19 protein-coding genes are annotated in these 22,420 nt (G+C 40.4%); 9 read left to right on the forward strand and 10 right to left on the reverse strand.

Annotated elements, in window-relative coordinates; all coding sequences use genetic code 11:
• Positions 1 to 46: 46 nt before the first annotated feature.
• The 4 genes from AX660_RS10105 to AX660_RS10120 all read right to left on the reverse strand — a co-directional run bounded on the left by AX660_RS10105 (position 47) and on the right by AX660_RS10120 (position 4,003).
• Positions 47 to 1,705: a methyl-accepting chemotaxis protein gene (locus AX660_RS10105; protein ID WP_068376106.1), complete on the reverse strand. Its 1,659-nt coding sequence runs from the start codon at positions 1,703 to 1,705 to the stop codon at positions 47 to 49.
• A gap of 23 nt (positions 1,706 to 1,728) precedes the next feature.
• A complete protein-coding gene (locus AX660_RS10110; protein WP_068376108.1) occupies positions 1,729 to 2,460 on the reverse strand; it encodes a DUF5020 family protein in 732 nt (243 codons plus the stop codon).
• 240 nt (positions 2,461 to 2,700) lie between these two features.
• On the reverse strand, positions 2,701 to 3,474 hold the full coding sequence (locus AX660_RS10115) for a rhamnogalacturonan acetylesterase (RefSeq protein ID WP_235594710.1): 774 nt from the start codon (positions 3,472 to 3,474) through the stop codon (positions 2,701 to 2,703).
• Between the two features lie 151 nt (positions 3,475 to 3,625).
• On the reverse strand, positions 3,626 to 4,003 hold the full coding sequence (locus AX660_RS10120; RefSeq protein ID WP_068376110.1) for a hypothetical protein: 378 nt from the start codon (positions 4,001 to 4,003) through the stop codon (positions 3,626 to 3,628).
• Between the two features lie 271 nt (positions 4,004 to 4,274).
• On the opposite strand from AX660_RS10120, the gene AX660_RS10125 reads away from it, so the two are divergent.
• From AX660_RS10125 to AX660_RS10140, 4 genes are all read left to right on the forward strand, one after another.
• A complete protein-coding gene (locus tag AX660_RS10125; RefSeq protein WP_157884321.1) occupies positions 4,275 to 5,564 on the forward strand; it encodes a sensor histidine kinase in 1,290 nt (429 codons plus the stop codon).
• Positions 5,561 to 6,103: a response regulator transcription factor gene (locus AX660_RS10130; RefSeq protein ID WP_068376112.1), complete on the forward strand. Its 543-nt coding sequence runs from the start codon at positions 5,561 to 5,563 to the stop codon at positions 6,101 to 6,103. Before AX660_RS10125 ends, AX660_RS10130 begins: the two co-directional genes overlap by 4 nt.
• Positions 6,104 to 6,356: 253 nt before the next feature.
• A complete protein-coding gene (locus tag AX660_RS10135) occupies positions 6,357 to 7,598 on the forward strand; it encodes a tyrosine-type recombinase/integrase (protein ID WP_068376114.1) in 1,242 nt (413 codons plus the stop codon).
• 140 nt (positions 7,599 to 7,738) lie between these two features.
• The gene (locus tag AX660_RS10140) at positions 7,739 to 8,110 is read left to right on the forward strand and encodes a DUF3718 domain-containing protein (protein ID WP_068376115.1); all 372 of its coding nucleotides are present in this window, start codon (positions 7,739 to 7,741) and stop codon (positions 8,108 to 8,110) included.
• 166 nt (positions 8,111 to 8,276) lie between these two features.
• Here AX660_RS10140 and AX660_RS10145 read toward each other — a convergent pair whose 3' ends face one another.
• On the reverse strand, positions 8,277 to 8,690 hold the full coding sequence (locus AX660_RS10145; protein WP_068376117.1) for a CBS domain-containing protein: 414 nt from the start codon (positions 8,688 to 8,690) through the stop codon (positions 8,277 to 8,279).
• Positions 8,691 to 8,805: 115 nt separating this feature from the next.
• On the reverse strand, positions 8,806 to 9,261 hold the full coding sequence (locus AX660_RS10150; protein WP_106404055.1) for a hypothetical protein: 456 nt from the start codon (positions 9,259 to 9,261) through the stop codon (positions 8,806 to 8,808).
• Between the two features lie 58 nt (positions 9,262 to 9,319).
• Between AX660_RS10150 and cls the strand changes: the two genes are divergently transcribed.
• Complete coding sequence (cls, locus tag AX660_RS10155) at positions 9,320 to 10,774, forward strand: cardiolipin synthase (protein ID WP_068377060.1); 1,455 nt, start codon at positions 9,320 to 9,322, stop codon at positions 10,772 to 10,774.
• 62 nt (positions 10,775 to 10,836) lie between these two features.
• A complete protein-coding gene (locus tag AX660_RS10160) occupies positions 10,837 to 11,595 on the forward strand; it encodes an endonuclease/exonuclease/phosphatase family protein (RefSeq protein ID WP_068376121.1) in 759 nt (252 codons plus the stop codon).
• A 4-nt stretch (positions 11,596 to 11,599) separates the two neighbouring features.
• Here AX660_RS10160 and AX660_RS10165 read toward each other — a convergent pair whose 3' ends face one another.
• From AX660_RS10165 to AX660_RS23635, 4 genes are all read right to left on the reverse strand, one after another.
• The gene (locus tag AX660_RS10165) at positions 11,600 to 12,313 is read right to left on the reverse strand and encodes an ion transporter (RefSeq protein ID WP_068376123.1); all 714 of its coding nucleotides are present in this window, start codon (positions 12,311 to 12,313) and stop codon (positions 11,600 to 11,602) included.
• Positions 12,314 to 12,488: 175 nt separating this feature from the next.
• Positions 12,489 to 13,742 (reverse strand): glucose-1-phosphate adenylyltransferase, encoded by a 1,254-nt coding sequence (glgC, locus tag AX660_RS10170; protein WP_068376126.1) that lies wholly within the window; start codon positions 13,740 to 13,742, stop codon positions 12,489 to 12,491.
• A gap of 244 nt (positions 13,743 to 13,986) precedes the next feature.
• The gene (locus AX660_RS10175; protein ID WP_068376128.1) at positions 13,987 to 15,279 is read right to left on the reverse strand and encodes a putative glycoside hydrolase; all 1,293 of its coding nucleotides are present in this window, start codon (positions 15,277 to 15,279) and stop codon (positions 13,987 to 13,989) included.
• Positions 15,280 to 15,524: 245 nt separating this feature from the next.
• Positions 15,525 to 15,653 carry a hypothetical protein gene (locus AX660_RS23635; protein ID WP_268801373.1) on the reverse strand — a complete coding sequence of 43 codons (129 nt, stop codon included), beginning with the start codon at positions 15,651 to 15,653 and terminating at the stop codon, positions 15,525 to 15,527.
• Positions 15,654 to 15,886: 233 nt separating this feature from the next.
• On the opposite strand from AX660_RS23635, the gene AX660_RS10180 reads away from it, so the two are divergent.
• From AX660_RS10180 to AX660_RS10190, 3 genes are all read left to right on the forward strand, one after another.
• Positions 15,887 to 16,666 carry an IclR family transcriptional regulator gene (locus AX660_RS10180; RefSeq protein WP_068376131.1) on the forward strand — a complete coding sequence of 260 codons (780 nt, stop codon included), beginning with the start codon at positions 15,887 to 15,889 and terminating at the stop codon, positions 16,664 to 16,666.
• Positions 16,667 to 16,940: 274 nt separating this feature from the next.
• Positions 16,941 to 19,376: a glycoside hydrolase family 95 protein gene (locus tag AX660_RS10185; protein ID WP_131811782.1), complete on the forward strand. Its 2,436-nt coding sequence runs from the start codon at positions 16,941 to 16,943 to the stop codon at positions 19,374 to 19,376.
• A gap of 58 nt (positions 19,377 to 19,434) precedes the next feature.
• Positions 19,435 to 22,413 carry a TonB-dependent receptor gene (locus tag AX660_RS10190; RefSeq protein ID WP_068376133.1) on the forward strand — a complete coding sequence of 993 codons (2,979 nt, stop codon included), beginning with the start codon at positions 19,435 to 19,437 and terminating at the stop codon, positions 22,411 to 22,413.
• The last annotated feature ends 7 nt before the right edge of the window (positions 22,414 to 22,420 follow it).

Raw genomic sequence — 22,420 nt, forward strand, 5'->3', positions numbered from 1 at the left:
TTAGCTACCCTTTTTTATGCTTTCAAACTTAAGTTTATTAAGACCTTTAAGTTCTATATTGGCCAACGAGCCTATCCATCTCAGCCGCAAGTAAATTCAAATTATCCGCAATGTCTCTGGCTTTCTCAGTACCAGCTGCGGTTCCCTGAGCGATATTGACAATATTATGAATGTTTTTATTAATTGATTCAGAGACAAAGGTTTGCTCTTCGGCGGCAGTGGCGATTTGCGTATTCATATCGTTAATTGTCAAAATTGCTTGATGGATTTCTTTAAGTGCTGAATCCACTTCTTTGGTATGTATTACGGTTTCTTCGCTGCCTTCACGAATGGAACTAATCGCATCAACTGCTTCTTTAGAGCCATTTTGTAAACGAGCAATCATTTGGTTAATTTCGCCAGTGCTAGCTGCGGTTTTAGCCGCTAAAGAGCGCACTTCATCAGCAACAACTGCAAAGCCTCGTCCTTGTTCACCTGCACGAGCCGCCTCTATTGCTGCATTAAGTGCCAGCAAATTGGTTTGATCAGCAATGCCACTGATGACTTCGAGTACTCCACCGATATTTTTAGACTCTTCGCCTACTCGCGAAATAATTTTAACGCCTTCACTTACTTTGATTTCGAGGCCTGAAATAACCCTAATCGCACCATCTAAACGTTTAGTGGCACCACCGACTTGACGCTCAACTTCTTCGGTATGATTGGCCGCAGTAGCAGCATTATTAGCTACTTCTTGGGCAGCCACAGACATTTCATTCATAGCTACAGCGACTAAATCACTTTCTTCATGCTGCTGTTTTACACCATGATCAGCTTGTAACATTAGTTGACTGAGATTCTGGCTGGAATCAACCATAGTGGCGATTGATGTGCGCACGTTATTAACCAAATCAGCTACTTTCTGCGCAAATATATTAAAGGCTTTTGCCAATGCCTGAATTTCCTTAGCGGCGTTTTCATCCAGACGGCGGCTGAGATCACCATCGCCATTGGCGATATCTTGCATGGCTTCCACCGCTCCATTGATCGGTCTTAAAATACTGCTGGATAATACCAGACCTAAACCTAGTGCCACACCAAGTAAAACCAAGGCGATAATAACCGTCGTCACTACACTTTCATTGGTACTAGTTTGAAGTTTTTCCTCAAGCTTAGTGAGGTTGTCGTTTAGATCATCAATATAAAAACCAGTAGCAATAACCCAATCTTTACCCGGAAACATAATCGCCTTGGCCATTTTGGGGCTAGGGGTGGTTGAATTTGCTCTAGGCCAGTTATATTCAACATAGTCGCCGCCATTTTTTGCTGCTTTGATGTACTCCTGAACCAAATAACGCCCTTCAGGCGACTTACTGTTGTAAAAGTCTTGCCCTTCACGATCTATTTGATCGGCACTTACAATTTGCACCCCTTTAGTATCATAAACAAAAAAGTAATTTTTTCCGTTTTCATAACGAACCGTACGTAAAATCTGTTTAAGTTCTTCTTCATTTTTAGCGACCGAACCCGCGGTAATCGCCATATGCAGAAGTTCATCTAATTGGATACGCTTAGCTTGATAAAGTGAATCTCGCTGCTGCTGCACACTATGTTCAACTATGGACGAGGCATTATTCACCGCTAACATCGTCATAACAATCGCGAGTAATAGGGTTGGAACCGCAGCTAAGAGTAAAATTCTAAATTTAATCGATAAGTTGTTCATTGCTAGTCTCTATGTTTAAAGTATTAAAAATGCCACTTAACTAAAACATTTACATTAGATTCATTGGTACGAAAGTTACTACTGTCAGCAATACCAAACTTATTGCGCCAATAGACATATTCAACTCCAAAATATAAGGTGCTGGATAATCCAAGCCACTCTGTTGCTGACCATTTAAGTTGCGACGTCCAGTTCATACTGCTGCGACGATCCACAGTGGTCGTATTCCAGTCAATAAAACCATCATAGGTAAACTTTTGATTTGCTAACGCAAATGGCCGTGACCAACTAGTGGTAACTTGCCAGTTGTTAGTTACGTTATCGTTTTGGCGACGATAAACGTTAATTTGCAAAAATTTAAATCCACTGATATCCCAATTTGAGCCCATTCCGAGCAATACATCCGTTGAAACAGTGGACATTTCAATAGTACTGGCAATAAATAACTCTTTTATCCAAGCATTCGAGAAACAACTGATCTCCACTTTGCATAAACTGACGCGTGGCGACCATTCAGTATAGTTTGAGCGTTCCCCATTTTCCGAGCGTAAGTGATCAAAAAACATAAAACTGTCGCCCCAACTGGTTGAGGCTGCATGTTCTAAGGTAATCACTTCTCGTTTGGGGTCTCCAACCTGATAATGCTGGCCGTTTAGATAAGTGACACTGAAATCTTGCCATAATATTTTTGCCTGTAGACTCAATGGCAGAAACAGCAAGAACAGTGTTACTACACTGGGCGATAATTTAGTCATTAGTAGCTGAACCTTATTGAAAACATTCATATTTTTGTTGCCGAAGTATAGGCTACACTTTTATTTTGGTAATAAAAAATTACTATTTTTTGTGCAGTAAAAAAAGAATAAGACAGGCGAACATGTTAGCAACAGCAAAACTGCAGCCACACGAATTAATAAAAATAGCAAAACGAGAAATGGGTAATTAGCTAAGTATAGGGTGATATCGCTGGCTACTTACCAGCGATCAAGTTATGACTAATAACTAAGCTTTAAATGTTTAGGATCGGTAGGGCGCAATTCATTAACTAAAGAATGCTGACGTAACTTTAATTCTGTTAATACCAACTGGGCAACTTCACGTGCACCTAACTCATTAAAATGGGTATTGTCTTTAACGCCATGAGGATAATTAGGGTGCAGATCAGGTTTGATGTGCATAAAACGCAGTGCTGAATCAACATCACCTAAAGCAGTAAAATAATCACGAGTAATACTGTCCATATCAATAAATGTTACGCCGCTTTGTTTGGCAACATCTCTGACAATGGCAGAGTAGGGGTGGGTTGCTTCAATTTTGCCATCGGCAGCAAAATAGCGCCGAGTCATTGGGCTTAACAGAATAGGCTGAGCTTGTTTTGCTTTGACTTCATTAATGTAAGCAAGCAAATTAGCCTTGAATTGTTCTGGCGTAGTGTAAGTTGCCTTGGTAGACACTTCATCATTGTGACCAAACTGAATAAACACATAATCGCCAGCCTGGCAGTGTTCCATCAGCTGTTGCCATAAACCTTCACTCCTAAAACTGGCAGTGCTACGGCCATTTTTAGCAAGATTGTGGATTGTGATTCCCTCGGCAAAAAATGTGGCAAAGGGCATTCCCCACCCTGTTTCGGGATAATCTGATAAGGCCTTTATCGACATCGTTGAATCGCCAGCCATCAGTATTTGTGGTTTAGCCTCAGCAGCAATACTGTTATTCATCATGCAACACACTAAAACAATATAAACAAAACGACGATAAAAACTCACGCATACTTCCTTAGTACCTAATAATGTTGTCAGATAGTAGCCTAAATTTTACGGCAGCTGCCTAAAACTAAGCTAATAATTGCTATTTGAATACTTTAGCGTAATTAGTTGTCTGGCCTTATATTAAAAGAGTAGGGCGGTTACGCGTAATTTAAAACATAACTTGCTGAGGGTTTTTCCCTGACACATTCAGCACATTCTGCGGTAACGTTAAAGATGGGTAATCTAATGACGAATAATTCAATGGATTCGTCGTCGGTACAGGATAATTTGCAGTGCTATTGTCATTATTACTTAGTCTGTTGTCGTTATTGGTGCCGCCAATGTTGTTGGCAAAACTCATTAAATTCGGTTTAATTTGCAGTGGCACCTCAACAGATAGGATGATGTCCGCAGTTTTCTGTGGTGAATAAACCATTAATACGGTAATTGAAGATATCACCTGAGTTTTTTTAAACTGACTGGCATGTGCTGTAATTGCGAATGAAGTTACTAAAAAAACCAATAACAAAACCAATATATTTTTCAAAATAGTTCCTTAATAAGCCTAGTTAAAACAGGGCTTATTATGATGGGGACTTAAGCCCCTATTTACACAGTTTGAATCGTAAATAATTTGCTTAAAATGTTACTAAATCTTAATGTGTTTTATATATACTCAAACTACATGGAAATACGAATTTCAGCGTAGCTAGATGGCTTATGGATATAGTGCATAGATGCTATAGATCTAATAAAATCGACGCGGTTTGGCAATATACCCAGCTATTAAAAATCTTATAAATTCAATGGGAAACTCGATGTTAAAAGACTACTTGCCAGCTAATTTTCAAAGTGGCTTTCACACTAGTCCTAAAAGTAACTTACAAACCAATCTCCAGTTATTACAACTGGTTAAGATTCGCTTTGGTTTTATCGGTTTTCATTTGTTGGCTGTGCTTATTGCCCAGTATTGGTTCAGTTATGAGCTACCTTATCTAAATCTCAAAATCATCGTAGTAGTTGAATTAACATTCAATTTGTTGCTGTTTTATTATTACCGAGGTAATCGCAATGCCCATACAGCCGAATATTTACCTCAAGTATTGATTGATATTGGTTTTCTGGCGCTACTTCTGTATTTTTCAGGCGGAGCCACTAATCCCTTTGTTTCTTTGTTGTTATTGCCCGTAGCAATTGCGGCTGTCACTTTGCCTAGAGGTTTGTTGTTAGTCGTAACTTTGGTTGCGCTGGCCGCGTATTCCACCTTAGTTTTACAGTTGTCACCCCATCAAATGCATTCTATGGATATGCAACAGCACTTTGTTGGTATGTGGCTTAATTTTGTATTATCCGCACTGGTAGTGGTACTAATCGTTGCATCACTGGCCAGAGCCATGCGCCGGCAGGAAAGGTTTGTCAGTCAATTACGTGAAGAGCAACTACGCCAAGAACAACTGGTTGCACTGGGCACTGCAGCGGCGCAGTTTGCTCATCATTTAGCGACACCTTTAGGTACTGCAAACCTGTTGGTTGAAGAACTACAGGATGAAAACAACGATGCTAAAGTTACATATCTGACGCAGTTAAAACAGCAAATTGATTTATGCAGCAAGCGATTACAGGATTTCCGGGTGATGGCAGAAGACGTTAAACAAAATACTAAACGTCAAATCTCACTGGCAAAACTGGCTGCGCAACTTAAACAAGAAGTTCAACTTAATTTTGCCGCAGCTCAGGTTACTTATGCACTGAGCGAGGCAGAAAACCTGGCTATAGTGGCTGATACCACTTTGTTGCCAGCGCTATTAAACCTTATTCAAAACGCGGTACAAGCGAGCAAACTTAAGCAAGACAACAATATCGTGATAGGTAGCCAAGTTTTTAACAACAAGCTTATTATTAATATCCGTGATTTTGGTCAGGGCTTAAGTGAACAAAGTTTATTAGAATTAGGCTCCAGCTTAGTAAAAAGTGCTACCGGTTTAGGCATGGGGGTAATGCTCAGTCATGCCACCCTTGAACGTTTAGGTGCCCAACTTAAACTGTATAATCATCAGGAAGGCGGTGCCGTGGCAGAGATCACCCTAGATGTGGTTAAGCTAGTATGAGCCAGACAGCACACTTACAAACACTACTGTTAATTGAAGACGAACAAGCGTTTGCTAACATATTATTGATCCGTTTATCCCGACAGGGTTATCAATGTCATCATGCAGATACCGTTGAAGCAGGAATCAAGTTAGCCTCCGAGTTAAGCCCACAATATGTGGTGGTAGATATGAAAATTGGCAACGATAACAGTTTGCCTCATATCACAGCATTAAGAGCTTTATTACCACAGGCCAAAATCGTGCTGTTAACTGGCTATGCCAGCATAGCCACAGCGGTAGAAGCAATAAAAAACGGAGCTGACGATTATTTGGCCAAACCCGTGGATACCGCAGCGTTAATTGCCGCACTTGAAGGTAAACAATCAGCTGTTAGTTCTGAACAAACCATATCAACAGCACGTTTAGAATGGGAACATATTCAGCAAACCCTAAAAACAAACGATGGCAACATTTCCGTTACTGCGCGCCAATTGGGTATGCATAGGCGCACATTACAACGTAAGTTAGTCAAAAAGCCTAAAGGCGAAAATGGTTAGTTTAAGTGTAGGGTTTACGTGTTAACTAGTCGTTTTATAAATGCTTGGTTTTGATGCGACATAGTTAATTATATGGCTCTAGTTTCAATATATATAAATTCGTAATAATAACTGTTATTACGAATTGACAATATCAGTAAGCATCCTTATTATTCCTAACATCCAGTAATCAATTCAACATCATCAGCACTCTATGCACTATCACCCAATTACTGATTCCTTCAAGTTAATTCCAAAGCAACGTAAGTTGTTAATGTCAGCTGAATTCAAACACCAGTATCCTTCGTTAGATACTTATCTTGATGAAATGGAAAGTATTGGCGTAGCTGCGCGTAAGGATCTCGATTTATTACTGAGTTTTTTAATCAATGTCATTGGCAATGCCAAAGGTACGCAAACTCGGTTTAGAAATGAAGCCGAACGTTATATGTTGTTTTGTTGGAATGAAAAACAAAAGTCCGTGCTTAAATCAAACGTCGAGGATGTGCGGGATTATATCGATTGGCTGTGGTCACCACCAAAATCTTTGGTAGCCGATACCACCATTGCCAGCCGTTTCAAAAATAAAGGCGATTCTGAGATTAGATTAGCAAACGAGTCATGGCGGCCATTTGTATTAAGACGTGCTAAAGCCAATCGTAAAACTAATCAAATTATTGCGCCCGAACGTGCCAACGTGGCGCGCCCTAAAACGGCTTACAGTCTTAATCAAACCTCATTACAAAATTCTTACGCCTCGCTTAACGTATTTTTTAAAGAGTTGTGGGAATCAGAACACATTAATCGTAACCCAGTGAGTTTGGTTAAAAAAAGCTGTAAATACTTGGTAAAAGGTAAAATCTATAAACCACCGCATACCTTAGATGATGAAACCTGGCAGCTTTTTGTCGACACACTGACTAATGCTGCAGATAGCGATGCAAAATACGAAAAACATCGTTTTTTAGTGCTGGCTTTAAAAGTACTTTTTTTACGTATTTCTGAGCTATCAAACCGCGATTATTGTGTGCCTGTTTTTGGTCATTTTCGCCAAGATCCCAGTGGTGAAGGATGGGTACTAAACATCATTGGTAAGGGCAAAAAACAACGATTAGTCACAGTGCCTGATGAATTTATGGATCATGTATTAGTGCGCTACAGAGAATCTTTAGGCCTAAGTCCCCTGCCCCATATTGATGAAACTATGCCCATCATGCCTTCAACTAAAACCGGTCAAGCGCTGCATCAAGACAGTTTAAATAACATGGTCGAAGAGGCTTTTGATTTGGTGATTAAATCACTAATGGAACAAGGAAAAAAACAGCAAGCTCACGCCATTGCTGGTGCATCATCCCATTGGTTACGTCATACCGGCGCGACCCAAGCCTTAGCTGAAATCAATGAAACTATGTTAGCAGTAGAGTTAGGCCACGCGAGTGTTAAAACCACGGTAGAAGTTTACGTTGCCCCGGCACACCGGGACAGGATCAAAAAAGGAGTGACACGCAAGCTTTAAACCACTAGGTGCATTTAGCCCCGAGTTTGCAAGTAAAAGCAGAAAATTAAAATAAAAGTGATCCAATCCTTAGTTGTTACGTTTAATTAATAACGGTTTTGCAAACGTGCTTAGCTAAACAACTCATTTGAGGATTGAATATGAAAACTTTACCACTAACTGTACTTGCGATTTCATTTGGCCTTTTAGCAACTTCTGCTCAGGCTCATTTTGACCAATCGGTCAATGATCAAGTTTGTGACATTGTGAAAACACACGACAAAGTAAAATTAAATCAAACTGTTAAAAGCATCCAATTATCAATGAATACCCTCTATAACAATGTTAAATGTGAGGGGCAGAACATCTTACAATTTTCGATTAACCAAGGTGCTGAGCAAGTCAGTGAATATGTCATCAAAAAAACCAGTAGCAAATATTTAGCAAAAGATGTCGAGCTATATAACTCGTTTAGCCCTGAACTAGCTCAGTCAGATATTATGAAGTCTCTACAGGCTAAAATTAATTCTTAATGATGTATAGAGACGAAGGGCTTAACACGCGGCTTTATTAATAAGACATAAAACCCATTGTACAATCTTGGTATTGCCCGCTTGTTTATCGTTTTGCACGAATATCGTCATGTGGATTAGGTTTTTAAAGCCAGTACACTCATTGCGATATGTTGGTGCAATTGAACTATCTTTGCCCAAGTTCCTGGAGCTTTTGATCAAGCATGTTGAGCATATGCCTGCGGGTCAAAACCCCTAGTACTTTTCCTGAACTATCAATTACTGGATAACTTTTGGGCTTGGCTTGTAACATCTGCTGAGCTACTTCAAGAGGATCGCTATCTAGATTTACCGATATAACATCAGTACGCATTACGTCCTGTACTATTGCCACGCGAGTATTGTGATATACCACCTGTAACGTGATTTGCAAGCATTCTTGTTCGGATATCCAGCCGATTAATTTGCCTTCGTAGTTAGTTACGGGACCACCGAGTAAGGCTTTTTTGATTAATTTGGCAGAGGCTTCTGCCACCGGCATATCTGCATGAATTTTGGCAAAGTCACTGCTCATGCACTCGGCAATAGTGGCTGAAATCATGGGTATTTCCTAAATTTGTCATTCTGTGTTTTGTATCTAAACAAAACATTGCAAATGCTTAGCCAGTATTATGTGAAGCTACACTTCAAGCTTACAGAATTTAACTAAGGGAAATTTAATCGAAAATAAAGGGCTCTTTCTTAGCCTTTGAACGGATCCAGTTTAACGAAACCCTTATGGACTTGCGGGCAAGCAGGTTTTGTTCAAGCTGGTGTTTGCCTGGAAACGGGATCAAGCTCAATCCAATTAATATGGTGGTTAAACCTTGACCAGGTAGTATTAGCATCGCCAATCCACACAGAATTAAAAACAGTCCTACAATAAATTTGGCACTTTTTACCACATAATTTAGGTTTCGACTCCTTGAGTCTCCATCAATGTTTTTACGCGCTTGTTTACCACCGGTATTTTTACGTAAAAAGTATTCTTTATCCATTTGGGTAATGAAAAAACTAATTACGATAAAATAGGCGATAGAGACTACTGTAGTGATTAATATGCTTAAAAATATAAGCTTGGTGTCAAAAGTTTCCATTAAATAAGTTGTAATGTTGTAGGATTCTCTAAACACCTTATTTCCGTAATTGATAACGCTGCACATTCTGAAGGTGGGTTATATGCATGATTTCATGCAGTTTATTGAACTAATGCTTGAATGGATTTACACCCATTGGCTAACGATTATTGTTGTTTTCTATATTAGCTTATCTTTTGTGACATCGGTACATGTACTTCTGTTCAAAGAAAATGAACGAACATCACTGGCATGGATAGCGCTAGTGATTTTTTCCCCCGTTATGGGCAGTCTTTTTTATTGGCTATTTGGCATAAATCGTATTCAACGCTCAGCACAAAAAAAACATCCTAAAAAACTTAAACAAGGTTTTCGTCAGCAAGACCAGCTCATTGAATTTCATCAGTTACCAATAAACTGGCACTCATCCATTATCGCGGGCTGTAAAATTAATCACTTTAACTACCTTGCTGATAATAAAGTGGACCCCCTCATTAATGGTGATAAAGCCTACCCGGCCATGATCCAATCCATTAATAGTGCTAAACGTCATGTCGTATTGGCGAGTTATATTTTTAATAACGATTCAACTGGACGTCAATTCGTTGAGGCCTTAATTGCCGCCCATCACCGAGGGGTCATCGTTAACGTACTACTGGACGGTATTGGAATTGGCTACAACTGGCATAAATTGAATAGAGCATTGAAAAAACAAGGTGTAAAGACCGCACGTTTTTTACCCGCCATGTCTTTTACCAATATTCGTTTCATCAATCTAAGAAACCACCGAAAAATACTCTGTGTGGATGGTGAAGTGGCATACATGGGTGGCATGAATGTGAGCAAAAGTAACCTGGTTAAATTTGCAACCCACCCTATTGATGACATCCATTTTAGAATAACAGGCCCAGTGATTGATCAAATTAGTCAGGTGTTTAGTGAGGATTGGTTTTTTGCTACCACTGAGCACATTACTTTTCCGCATTTTAAACCTAACACAGGTAAGAAAAAGAACGACAACTCCCTCATTGCTCGAGTCATTCAAGATGGTCCAGATGAAGACCACAACAAATTACGTTGGACCTTAATTAATGCCTTGGCCTGCGCGCAAACCAGCGTAAGAATAATGACTCCCTATTTTATTCCCGATCACACCTTAATGACGGCACTTCATGCCGCAGCTCTGCGTGGTGTAGCTGTGCAAATTATTGTGCCGCAGCGCAGTGATCTGCGATTATTAGATTGGGTGATGGAAGCTAACTTTGCGAGAATAATGGCTCACGGAATTCAAATATACAAAAACCAGAGACCATTTGATCACAGCAAAATCGTCATCATCGATGACATATGGTCATTCATTGGCTCCACCAATTGGGATGCCAGAAGTTTGGAATTGAATTTTGAAATCAATCTCGAATGTTTTGATGAAGATCTTAATACCAAACTAAATGCCTTTTTCAACGAAAAACAACAAAACGCAATTGCGGTGATTGCCAGTGAAATTGAAAACTTGCCCATCTACAGAAAAATTCGCAATAACTTATTTCGCTTGTTCTCACCCTATTTGTGATATTAAGCAGACATCAAGTGGTTCAGGTACTATCACAGTGAGCTTACTAGGAGGGTATTTTTATGCTTAAAAATCGATATTGCACAGTAGAAACATTAAAAATTATGGGTAAGGCATCTAAGGTGACAATGGGGCCAAACATCGAGTTATTGTTGTGGAATGTATATAAATGCCAGAAAAAGGGTTGGCATGACGATTTTAAAAAACTTGGCGCAAGCAAAGATTTAATCCTCTTGCAAGAAGCCATTCTAAACTCTCCTTTCGACAGTCATTTTAACGGCTCAGTGTTACATCAGTGGATAATGGCATGCAGTTTCAGAAATATAAAAACCAATATCGAAACAGGCGTTAAAACCGGTTCGACAGTCGCGGCCCAAAAGCAATATTTTTCAGCATCACACCACAGCGAGCCCATTTCTAATACAAAAAAAATGTTATTAGCTACCCTCTACCCCTTAGATACCCCAAAGCAATCATTGCTTGTAGTCAATGCTCATCTTATAAACTTTGTTTCTTTAGAAAAATTTAAAACTCATCTGCATCAGATATTCAAAACTCTCGATGATCATGAAGGACCAATCATAATGGCGGGTGATTTTAATACGTGGAACAGGCAACGATTAAGCTATTTTAATGAGCTTGCAAGGTCGTTTTGGCTAGAAGAAGTAAAAATGACACGTCAGCCACGGTTTAGTCATTTATTTCAGCATCTTGACCATATTTATTATCGCGGCTTAGAATTAGTCGCTAGTCATGTACATACTGACATACGCTCGTCTGATCACTACCCTATCAGCTTGACGCTACGTACCCAGAATTGACGTTTTACTTTTCTTCTTTACGTGCTTGAGTTAAGGCTGATGCCACTAAACCCGTGGGAACCGCTACAACCCCTAAGCCAATTATCAGTACAAAAAATGTAAAAAATTTGCCCCCTGCCGTGACCGGATACATATCGCCGTAACCCACCGTAGTCAGAGTGGTAATTGCCCACCATAAGCTGTGAAATACCGATTTAAACTGTTCGGGCTGGGCTTCATTTTCAAAGTAATAGATACCCACCGAGGATAAATACAACATGATCAAAGCGACAGCTGCCGATAAAATGAGCTCTTCTTTGGCTATGCTAATGGCTCGCTGAAAACGTTTGATGGCTTTGTTGTACTTAAGTAATTTAAGAATACGCACCAGCCGCAAAAGCCGGAATATGCGCACAGTACGCAAATCCAATCCGGTGACGATGTAATAAGGTAAAATAGCTAATAAATCGACCAAACCAAAAAAGCTAAAGATAAAACGTAACTTGTGATCAGCTACCACGATGCGTGTTATATATTCGATGGTGAAAATAAATACTGTAATGCCTTCGATAATATTAAGTAGTTTTCTGTCTTCGGACGACAGTTCAGGCAAGGTATCAATAGAAAAGGTTATAAGCGAAACAATGATTAAAAACTGAATAAAAACAACAAAACACTTACCACTGATATGATCGGGATTTTCTAACATCCTTTTAATATTGTCGCGATTAATCAGCATGATTTTATTTATTTCTGGGTGGTTATGCTTGCTTAAAGTAAAGCAATATTATGTTAGCCTCGCTTAAATCACAAACAATAACTTTGACTTAACAATTTGAAGTAATGGGCTTTTTTCAAATATTTAACCCACAACGTAGCACTATAAACTTACAAAAAGCACAAAAATATTGTTGCTATCGAGCCAACATACATGGCGTAACCAACACCACCCCTTTATTACTCATGCGAAAACCCCTAGCGATGTCGGCTTGATGGTCTATCCCAATTGTCATGCCATCAGGAATATTGCAGCCACTGTCAATGATGGCTCGTTTGATATTAACGTGTCTGCCAATAGTGACTTTGGGTAGGATAAGTGCTTCTTCAATGCGACTATAGGAATTTACTCTAACATCGGAAAACAACAGAGATTTATTGATTGCTGCACCCGAGATAATACATCCACCTGATACAGTTGAATCTACTGCATACCCTCGCCTATCTACATCATTAAAAACAAATTTTGCTGGCGGCGCTTGTTTTTGGTGGGTCCAAATTGGCCAATCTTCATCATACATATTGAGTTCAGGGCTAACACTCACCAAGTCCATGTTTGCCAGCCAAAATGAATCCAGTGTACCAATATCTCGCCAATAGGGTTTTAGATGGTCTTCTACATCATGAAAACGAAAGGCCATAACTTGATTATTTTCAATAGACGCAGGAATGATATCTTTACCAAAATCATGCTCAGATTGAGGATTTTTAGCATCCTTGAGCAGTTGTTCGATTAGAAACTCGGTATTAAATACATAGTTGCCCATGGAAGCCAGTGTATAACCCGCTTTGTCATTTAATGGGCAGGGTTCGGCAGGTTTTTCATAAAAATGGCTAATTCGATTATGCTTATCAATGCACATGACTCCTAGAGTATTTGCAGCCTCTGCGATGGGAACCTCAATACAAGACACTGTCATATCTGCGCCACTTTCAGCATGCTGAGCTAACATATCGGCATAATCCATTTTATAGACATGGTCTCCTGCCAGCACCAATACATAGTCGGGTGCCAACTCACGGATAAACTCAATATGTTGATATAGGGCATTGGCCGTGCCTTCATAACCGCAGGCAGAATCTTTATGCCACGCAGGCATGAGTTCGACAAACTCGCCAAGATCCCGATTAAGATGGCCCCAACCTCTGGCGATATGACGAATTAAACTATGGGCGCGGTAATGGGTCATGACACCAATTTGTTTAATACCGGAATTAACACAGTTGGAAAGTGGAAAATCAATTACCCTAAACTTGCCACCAAAATGCAAGGCTGGTTTAGCTTGTTTTTTAGTCAGCTCAAATAAACGGCTCCCCTTACCACCGGCTAAAATCAGTGCCAAGGTATTACGCGTAAGATGACTAACATAACGAGAATTTGAATGTGTCATATGTGTAATGAATTCCCTTGGTTTACGGAATTTTTCGATACGTCAGCGTTTGATTTGGAGTTGAAAATTACTCAAAAGTTCATTAAGACTTACATTACTTTGAATAAACGAACTAGCTTAGATAGTCTAGTAAAGGTTGGAAAAAGTAGTTAATACATCAAGTGATTTTGTAGGTTTTTATCAATTTATAATGAATAGGCAGGCAAGCACCTACCTATTCATATCAGTACTCTTAAGGTTAGCGCTATTGCTGCCTGACATACTGATTAATAAAGGGCTCAAGTTGCTCCGCCCAAACTTCATAACCCAGTGCTTTGGGATGCAATAAATCCGGCATCATTTCTGTGGTTAACGTGCCGTCATCGGTTAAAAAACCTGCATTAAAGTTGGCAAACAACAAACCGCGTTGCTGCGCCATTTGTTCGATCAGGTCGGTGGCTTGTTGATTGTTGATCCGAGCTAATGAATCGACTGTGGCATCACGTGGGAAGATTGCCAACAACAGTACTTTGGCCCCTGGTATTTGGCTTTTCAGTTCATCAAGAATTTTGCTTACACCCGCAGCTATCGCTTCGGGGTTATCCATGCGATGGCCGGTATTATTGGTGCCAATCATCATCACTACGAGTTTGGGTTGCAAATTAGCCAGTTCATCGTGTTGTAAACGCCACAATACATTTTCAGTCCTATCGCCACTATAACCGAGGTTTAGTGTATTTATATCGCTAAAGTGTTTGTCCCACACGGCTTTGCCATCATTTTCCCAACCATGAGTAATCGAATCGCCAATCATCACCAGTTGCGCCTGCCCCAACTGAGCTTGCTCAACTTTTTGTGCATGTCTTGGCATCCACCAATCAACAGACCAGTATTCATTTAGCGTGGCAGGCGTGGTTGCCAGTTGTGTTGCCGTATGACAGGGCTGATTGGCCTGGCCTTGTGCTTTAATCACTACGTTAGCCAAAGCTAATTGGCCTTTACCACCGGTACTGAAATTAAAGGGCTTAGTTACTTGAGTTAAATCAGCTTTAGCATCCACTAAGCATTTTAAGGGAATAGATAAATGCTGCCAGCCTTTATCCTGATGTTCTTGCGCCCACTCACGAAGGCGGTAAACATGCTGGCAATTTTGTTCACAATTGACCACTAAATCAAGCTTGCCTTGCTGAATATCGTCCACGCGCAAATCAAACTCAACCGTGCCAGTTGCGACATAACTGCTGATATCCAGACCATCGCTGTTAAAATATAAACCGGAAGACCAACTGTCTTTAAAGTTAAGTAATAACGCATCTTTTTGCTTATCTTTGTCTATGGTTTTGATAGAAACTAAACCATCAGGCAGTTCAGCAAAATCCCCAACAACTGCTAGCTCATGTTGGTGACTTTTAATCCCAAGTTTAGCTGAATCGCTATTTTGACCTTGGTACAAAACGATATTTGCCTGTTGATTAACAGTTGTCGCCTCTGGTACACAAGCCACTAACAACGAGGTAAAACCCAGTGCTGCCAACCAAAGTTTGTTATTACTTTCCATTACAATTCCTTAATTTAGTTTTAAGGTCTTAACCAATGACCTCACCAACGTTTCCAACAGCTTAAGTGACTTACATAGTTTGTCGATGAAAATCTACAACCCTTTGCTGTTGTTCACCTAAACCCGAGATGGATAGTTTGATATGGTCACCATGATCTAAATAAACTGGTGGTTTTTGACCTAAGCCAACCCCAACGTAATGTTACTAATGCCTTTACGACCATCCTTACGCAAATATCCCTGCATCAGTTAGTATCTCCTTCTGATTGTTTGGTTTGTCCAAGACGAGTATGGCTGGCAATATAATCACTTTTGACATTATTCATATGCACATTATCCCCCGTTTGAATATCGCGGGTAGCCGAGCTAAACATAAAATTGCAAAAGCGCTATGTAAATACATAAATCGTTTAATATTCCTTTTTTGTAAGTGGTTTTTTAAAAAACATAACGGCCAAATCAGCTTATGGAACTTGCAGCCAACTAACTTTTAATAGATATAGCGTTACTAATTTTGTAGTGTAACTATTGCTCAATTGATATTAAAACAACAATATAATCAGCAACTAGCGCTATCCACTCCATAAATTTTGTAAAGGTTTTCTTAGTGAAAGATAAAAATTCAGAAGTTGAATCCGTTAATAAGTACGCCGCACCAGCTCTTGAAAAAGGCTTAGACATTCTGGAGTTATTAGCCGGTGAACCAGAGGGTTTGAAACTTAAAGATATCGCTTTGTCGTTAAAAAAATCTGTTTCTGAAGTATTTAGAATGGTTTTGGTACTAGAACGACGAACTTATTTAAAGTTTGATGCCGATAGTGATCGTTATTCGCTATCGATGAAACTCTTCGAGATAGCCCATCAACATGTGCCTGTACAAAAGTTAGTTAAAGCCGCTTCGCTCGAAATGGAAAAATTAGCGAAAAACATCGAGCAATCCTGCCATTTGACCATTAACTCCAATAATCATGTTTTAGTAATTGTGCAAAAAGACAGCCCTATGGATAAGTTAATCTCCATACGTTTGGGTGCCAAATCTCCACTACTGAATTCTTGTTCTGGGCATATATTTATTGCGTTTTCCAAAGAAGAACAACAACAAAGAATACTCGAATTATTAGCAGTCGATGCCACTAAAGGTGAGTTGGCAAACGTTATCAGCGTGGTCCGCAATCAAGGCTTTGAGCGAATGTTGAGTAAACAAATTCAAGGTGTTGAAGATATTGGCTTTCCTGTCTATGGCTACGAAAATGAATTGGTGGCGTGCTTAGTAGTGCCCTATCTGCATTATATTGGTGATTTAAATACTGTTAATATTAATAGCGCTATTGCTGCAACAAAAGAAACTGCCATCAATATCTCACGCAAATTAGGTGCGATATTCTGATCTAATCCAGCAATTCTACACACCAGCAATTTATACATGCTAGTGTGGCTCTTGTGCTCAAACTCCTTTTTTACTCAAACTCTTTCATAGACTACCCAGCTTAGATCTGGATATCCATGCCGATATACCAACAATTAAACCTACTCTTTTACTAAACATCTTTATTATTTTTATTTTTGTATTTGATATATTTTTTTATATGTAAATATTGCTTTGATTAACATACACATAACAAATAGTATTACAATATTATAATAGGTAATTGAGTAATGCTGTGTCACAAGCAATTCAAACTAGCTCTTGGCAACATAAAATTTCAGGTTTAATCATCAGTTATGTTAGTTGTGTATTGCTGATATATGTTACATCTAGTGCCTGGGCAGACACTTTGCCAATGCCATTAGCATTGAGTTTTACTCAGCCTGCATTAGATTGGGAAAGTGAGTCACTGCCTATTGGTAACGGCGCTTTGGGTGCTAATGTCATGGGCGGTATTAATGAAGACATCTTACAATTTGCCGAAAAAACCTTATGGACAGGTGGTCCACAAAGTAAACAAGGTTATGATTTTGGCTTACCCCCGGCAGGCAGTGATTACCCGCAAAAACTAAAGTCTATTCAAAACCAATTGAGCGAACAAAACCAACTCACACCTGAAGAAGTTGCCAAGGTACTAGGTCGTGATTATCAAGGTTATGGCAGTTACCAAAGTTTTGCATCGGTAAAAATGAATTTCTTCCATAATGAAAAGGCCATCCGCAACTATCAACGTTCACTGCAGCTAAACAGTGCAGTGGCTCGTGTTACGTTTACTGAAAATGATGTTGTTTATAAACGAGAGTATTTTGTTAGTTATCCCGATCAGGCGATTGTTACACGAATCTGTGCCAGCCAAAAAGGCAAGATCCATTTAAACCTCAGTATGGTTACAGCGCCTAATCGCTCGGTGAATTATTCGCAGTCCGACCAGCAGATTACTTTGCAAGGGGTATTAAACGATAACGGCCTACAATACGCGTCAATACTTAGCTTTCATCACAAAAATGGTAAAACTATTCAGCACAAAAATAGTGTTGAAATTATCGGTGCCGATGAGCTTTGGTATACCGTTGTGGCTACTACCAATTATCGTCAGCAATATCCAAACTATCGTGGAACAGACGCCCTTAGCAAAGCACAACAATCTCAGGAAAAATTACTTGGCCTGACTTACGAAAATTTATTGACTAATCATGAAAACGATTACAGGGAGTTATTCTCGCGCGTCACCTTAGATCTCAAGCAGCAGGCAACAACGTTGAGTACACCAGCATTATTGGCTGGTTACCAATCTAGCAATACTGCTGAACAAGATCGTGCTTTGGAAGTATTGTATTTTCAATACGGCCGTTATTTGTTGATCAGTTCGTCTCGCGCCGGCTCCCTGCCCGCTAATCTACAAGGGGTATGGAACCAATACGAACATGCTCCTTGGAGCGCGGATTATCACGTTAATATCAATTTGCAGATGAATTATTGGTTGGCCGATGTAACAAACTTACCTGAAACCCTTCCACCTCTTTTTGATTTTATAGATAGTTTAGTGGAGCCCGGCGCACAAACCGCCCTGCGTTTATTTGACGCACCAGGCTGGACCTTGTTGTTAAACACCAACATTTGGGGGTTTACAGGGTTAATTGCGTGGCCAACTGCATTCTGGCAACCAGAAGGTGCGGCATGGATGGCCCAACATTATTTTGAACACTACCGCTTCACCTTAGATCAAGACTTTTTGACACAGCGCGCTTATCCAGTGATGTTAGGGGCCAGTGAATTTTGGTTAAGCACTTTACAAAAAGACCAACAAGGTAACTGGTTAATCAGCCCTAGTTACTCACCTGAGCACGGTAATTTTACTGCTGGTGCGGCAATGTCTCAGCAAATCATCTACGACCTGTTAACTAATACCAGTGAAGCTGCTGGCATTGTCGGCGATGCAGAAAACCAGAAACGTATCAGTAAGGTGCTCGCTAATCTCGCCCCCGGTCTACTTATTGGCTCGTGGGGGCAATTACAGGAGTGGCGTCAAGATCTGGATGATAAAAGCTCAGAACATCGTCATGTTTCACAACTATATGCCTTACATCCTGGTAATCAGTTATCACCTTTAACCACACCCGAGTTGGCTCAAGCTGCCCTTACTACCCTTAATAGTCGTGGTGATGGTGGCACAGGATGGAGTAAAGCTTGGAAAATAAACTTTTGGGCTCGTTTGTTAGATGGTGATCGGGCACACAAAGTATTAAGCGAACAGTTATTGCACAGCACCCTTAAAAACTTGTGGGACAATCACCCCCCTTATCAAATCGACGGGAACTTTGGTGCCACCGCTGGCATCGCTGAAATGTTATTGCAAAGTCATTTAGGCGAAATTCATTTACTCCCGGCTTTACCTTCAGCTTGGCCAAATGGTCAGATTAGCGGCTTAAAAGCCAGAGGCGGAATCACGGTGGAACTCGCGTGGCTGAACGGCAAATTACAACATGCCATGTTTAATAGTCAGCACAGTCAAATCATAAACATCAGATGCACAGATTGCACTGATGTTAGCCAGCTAAGGGACAAGCAAGGCAATCTTATAACAATGCAAAAACGACCAGATGGATTCAATTTTATAGCCAAAAGTGGCGTGAATTACCGCTTACTGGTTAGTTCGGAGCCACTCAATTAGTCAACCATATTTAATAGAACCAACAAAAATTCACACATACATAAGCTGGAGTCAAACAATGAAAAGTAAATACCTTACCTTTGATAGCCCTTTGGGCAATTTATACAAAAGGTCTAAAACATCCCTATGCGTATTAGGTGCCTTAGGCATCTTAACGCCTGGACTTGCCCTTGCTCAGGACGCTGCAACAGAAGAAGCTAATGCCGAAACTGAAGTTATTGAAGTAACAGGTCTACGTTCAAGTATGATTTCGGCTCAGGCTAGAAAACAAAACTCCAATAAAATCATGGACGGTATTAGTGCTGATGATTTAGGCGCCCTACCTGATCGCAGTATTACCGAAACCTTACAACGTGTTGCAGGTGTATCTATCGACCGTTATATGTCCCTTGGCGACCCCGAGCATTTTTCAGTAGAAGGTAACGGCGTTATTGTACGAGGTTTATCGCAGGTACGCAGTGAATTGAATGGCCGTAGTTCGTTTAGCGCTAATGGTGGCCGTACACTCAGTTTTGGTGATGTTCCTCCTGAGCTTTTAAACGCGGTAAACATATACAAAAGCCCTACTGCCGATCAGGTCGAAGGTGGTTTAGCTGGCACTATCGATTTAGAAACTAAGTTACCCTTTCACTACGATGGACAAAAAATGTCCTTTAGTTTGGAAGCCAACTATGGCGACATGATTAAAGAAACCACACCTGCTTATTCGGCGCTTTACAGCAATACTTGGGATACCAAGGCCGGTAAGTTTGGCTTTTTAGCCGATTTTGCATTTTCAGAATTGTCTACCCGCAACGATTCAATTTATGTCCGTCCTTATTTCTCTCGCGACAATATGCCAGCGCACGAAGGTGAAAAAGTCTTTGTTCCCCGTGGTGCCGACTGGCGTACCATGCATTTTAATCGCGAACGTTCAGGGCAATACGTGGCGTTGCAATGGGCTCCACAAGAAAATCACGAATTTGTACTGACCTATTTTAACAGTGAATATGATATGCGCTGGGACGAAGATGCGATTTTTGTCAGCAATGATATTACTGAAGTAACCGCCTCTGCAGACAGTGTTTATGACAGCATGGGCGTTATGAAAAAGGGACGACTAACAGCAGCAAGCGATATTGCTATGGGCTCTGACATCCGCGTTTCTGCACAAAATGCTCAGACTCGTGACATTTCTCTAGAGTACAAATACTTCAACGACAATTCAGCGTTCAAGTTCTCATTGCAACGTGTTGACGCTACATCAAAAGGGATCGACTCAACAGTGGCCGTGGCGACTCGCGTTCCTTATATTGATATCGATTTATCTGGCAGTTTGCCTTCGGTTACATCGGATCCCGTTCATTTAGCAAATCCTGACAATTATGTATGGGATTTTTTGATGGACAACCAATATGACAACGCTGGAGATATGACCACAGCGGCGGCAGATTATGAGTACTTTTTAGAAGACAGTGTTATCACTTCTATCAAAACCGGTGCGCGTTTTACCAAATCAACCTCGGATAACTTCGATTCGGGTTATAACTGGGGCGCAGTAGGTAACTGGCTATACAGTTCTGGACTGATTGAAAGTGGTGCGAACCCGCTTGAGTCAGATATGCATCTCAATGAATTTAATAACTTTTTCCAAGGTGATGTAGCTGCACCTGCCAATCTATATGCGCCTATCGCCCACTACGCTGAAGGTTTCCAACAAGGCAGTTACCAAGAAGTAAAAGACAAAATAACCTACGTAGATAATGGCTGGTTTGACCCCGACGGCGCTACGTGGCAACCTCGAAATCTAGATGACCAGCAGTGGTACAACTCGCAAGAAGAAAAAACCTCTGCCGTGTATGTGCAAGCTAATTTTGAACTGAACAACTTAAAGTTCCCCGTCAGCGGTAATATGGGCGTGCGTTATGTCAAAACCGACAATACGGCTTTTGGCTATCTTACCTTCCCTAATGGACTATTGTTTGGCGAAGGAGCTTACGAAGAGCGAGCAGCCGAACATTCTTATAATAATCTACTACCCAGCTTAAACGTTAAAATTGAACTACGTGAAGACTTGTTTTTACGTTTTGCAGCAGCAAAAGCGATGACTCGTCCTGACTTTAGTAGTTTGCGTTCAAGCTTAGCTTTAAGTGCAAACATACCTGATGAAAAACGCGATGATTTTTTTGATCCAGAAACAGGCGGTCCGTTAATAGATCCTAGTACTGGGCTCCCGATTATCCCTACCGCGGCTGATTATCGTAAAACCGGTGAATCGACTTATAATCCCTATTTAGACCCGATGACCTCCACCCAGTTTGATGCATCGCTAGAATGGTATTATACCGATTCAAGTTCGATGTATTTAGCATTGTTTACCAAAGACATTAAAGGTGATCAAGTAGACCAATTTGTCACCGAGAGTTACGGTGCCGAGGGCTATCCTCAACAGGATTACCAAATCAAACGCCCAGTGAGTGAAGGTAAGGCCAAAATTAAAGGGGCTGAGATTAGTGTAAACCACTTTTTTACCAGCCTGCCCTCGCCCTTTGATGGTTTAGGTATTAGTGCCAACTACACCTACATAGATAGTAGTAGTATTGTTAACGCGGATAGTGCACCTCGTGATACCAACGGTATGCCCTATGACTACGAGTTACCCTTTAAAGCTATCTCTAAAAATGCCTATAACGTAGTGGGTATTTATCAAAAATACGATATCACTGTTCGTTTAGCCTATAACTGGCGTAGTGAATTTTTAACCTCTGTTGGTGCCAACGGTTTTAATGGTTCAATCCCACTTAGTTCTGGTGGTTATGTTGACGGCAGTGGCGATAATATCGACTGGCGTTTACCAGTGCTCAACGCGGCTGGTGGTTATTTAGATGGTTCTATATCTTATAAAATAGACGATACCTTTACTGTTTCACTTAACGCTAACAACTTAAGTAATACAGTAACCAAAAATATCGTTAAACAAACTGATTCAGGCGATCATTATTCGGCTTACCATATGAATGACACACGTTATTCATTGGCTTTAACCGCAAATTTCTAAGCGATTC

The organism is Paraglaciecola hydrolytica (assembly GCF_001565895.1).
GTDB lineage: Bacteria > Pseudomonadota > Gammaproteobacteria > Enterobacterales > Alteromonadaceae > Paraglaciecola > Paraglaciecola hydrolytica.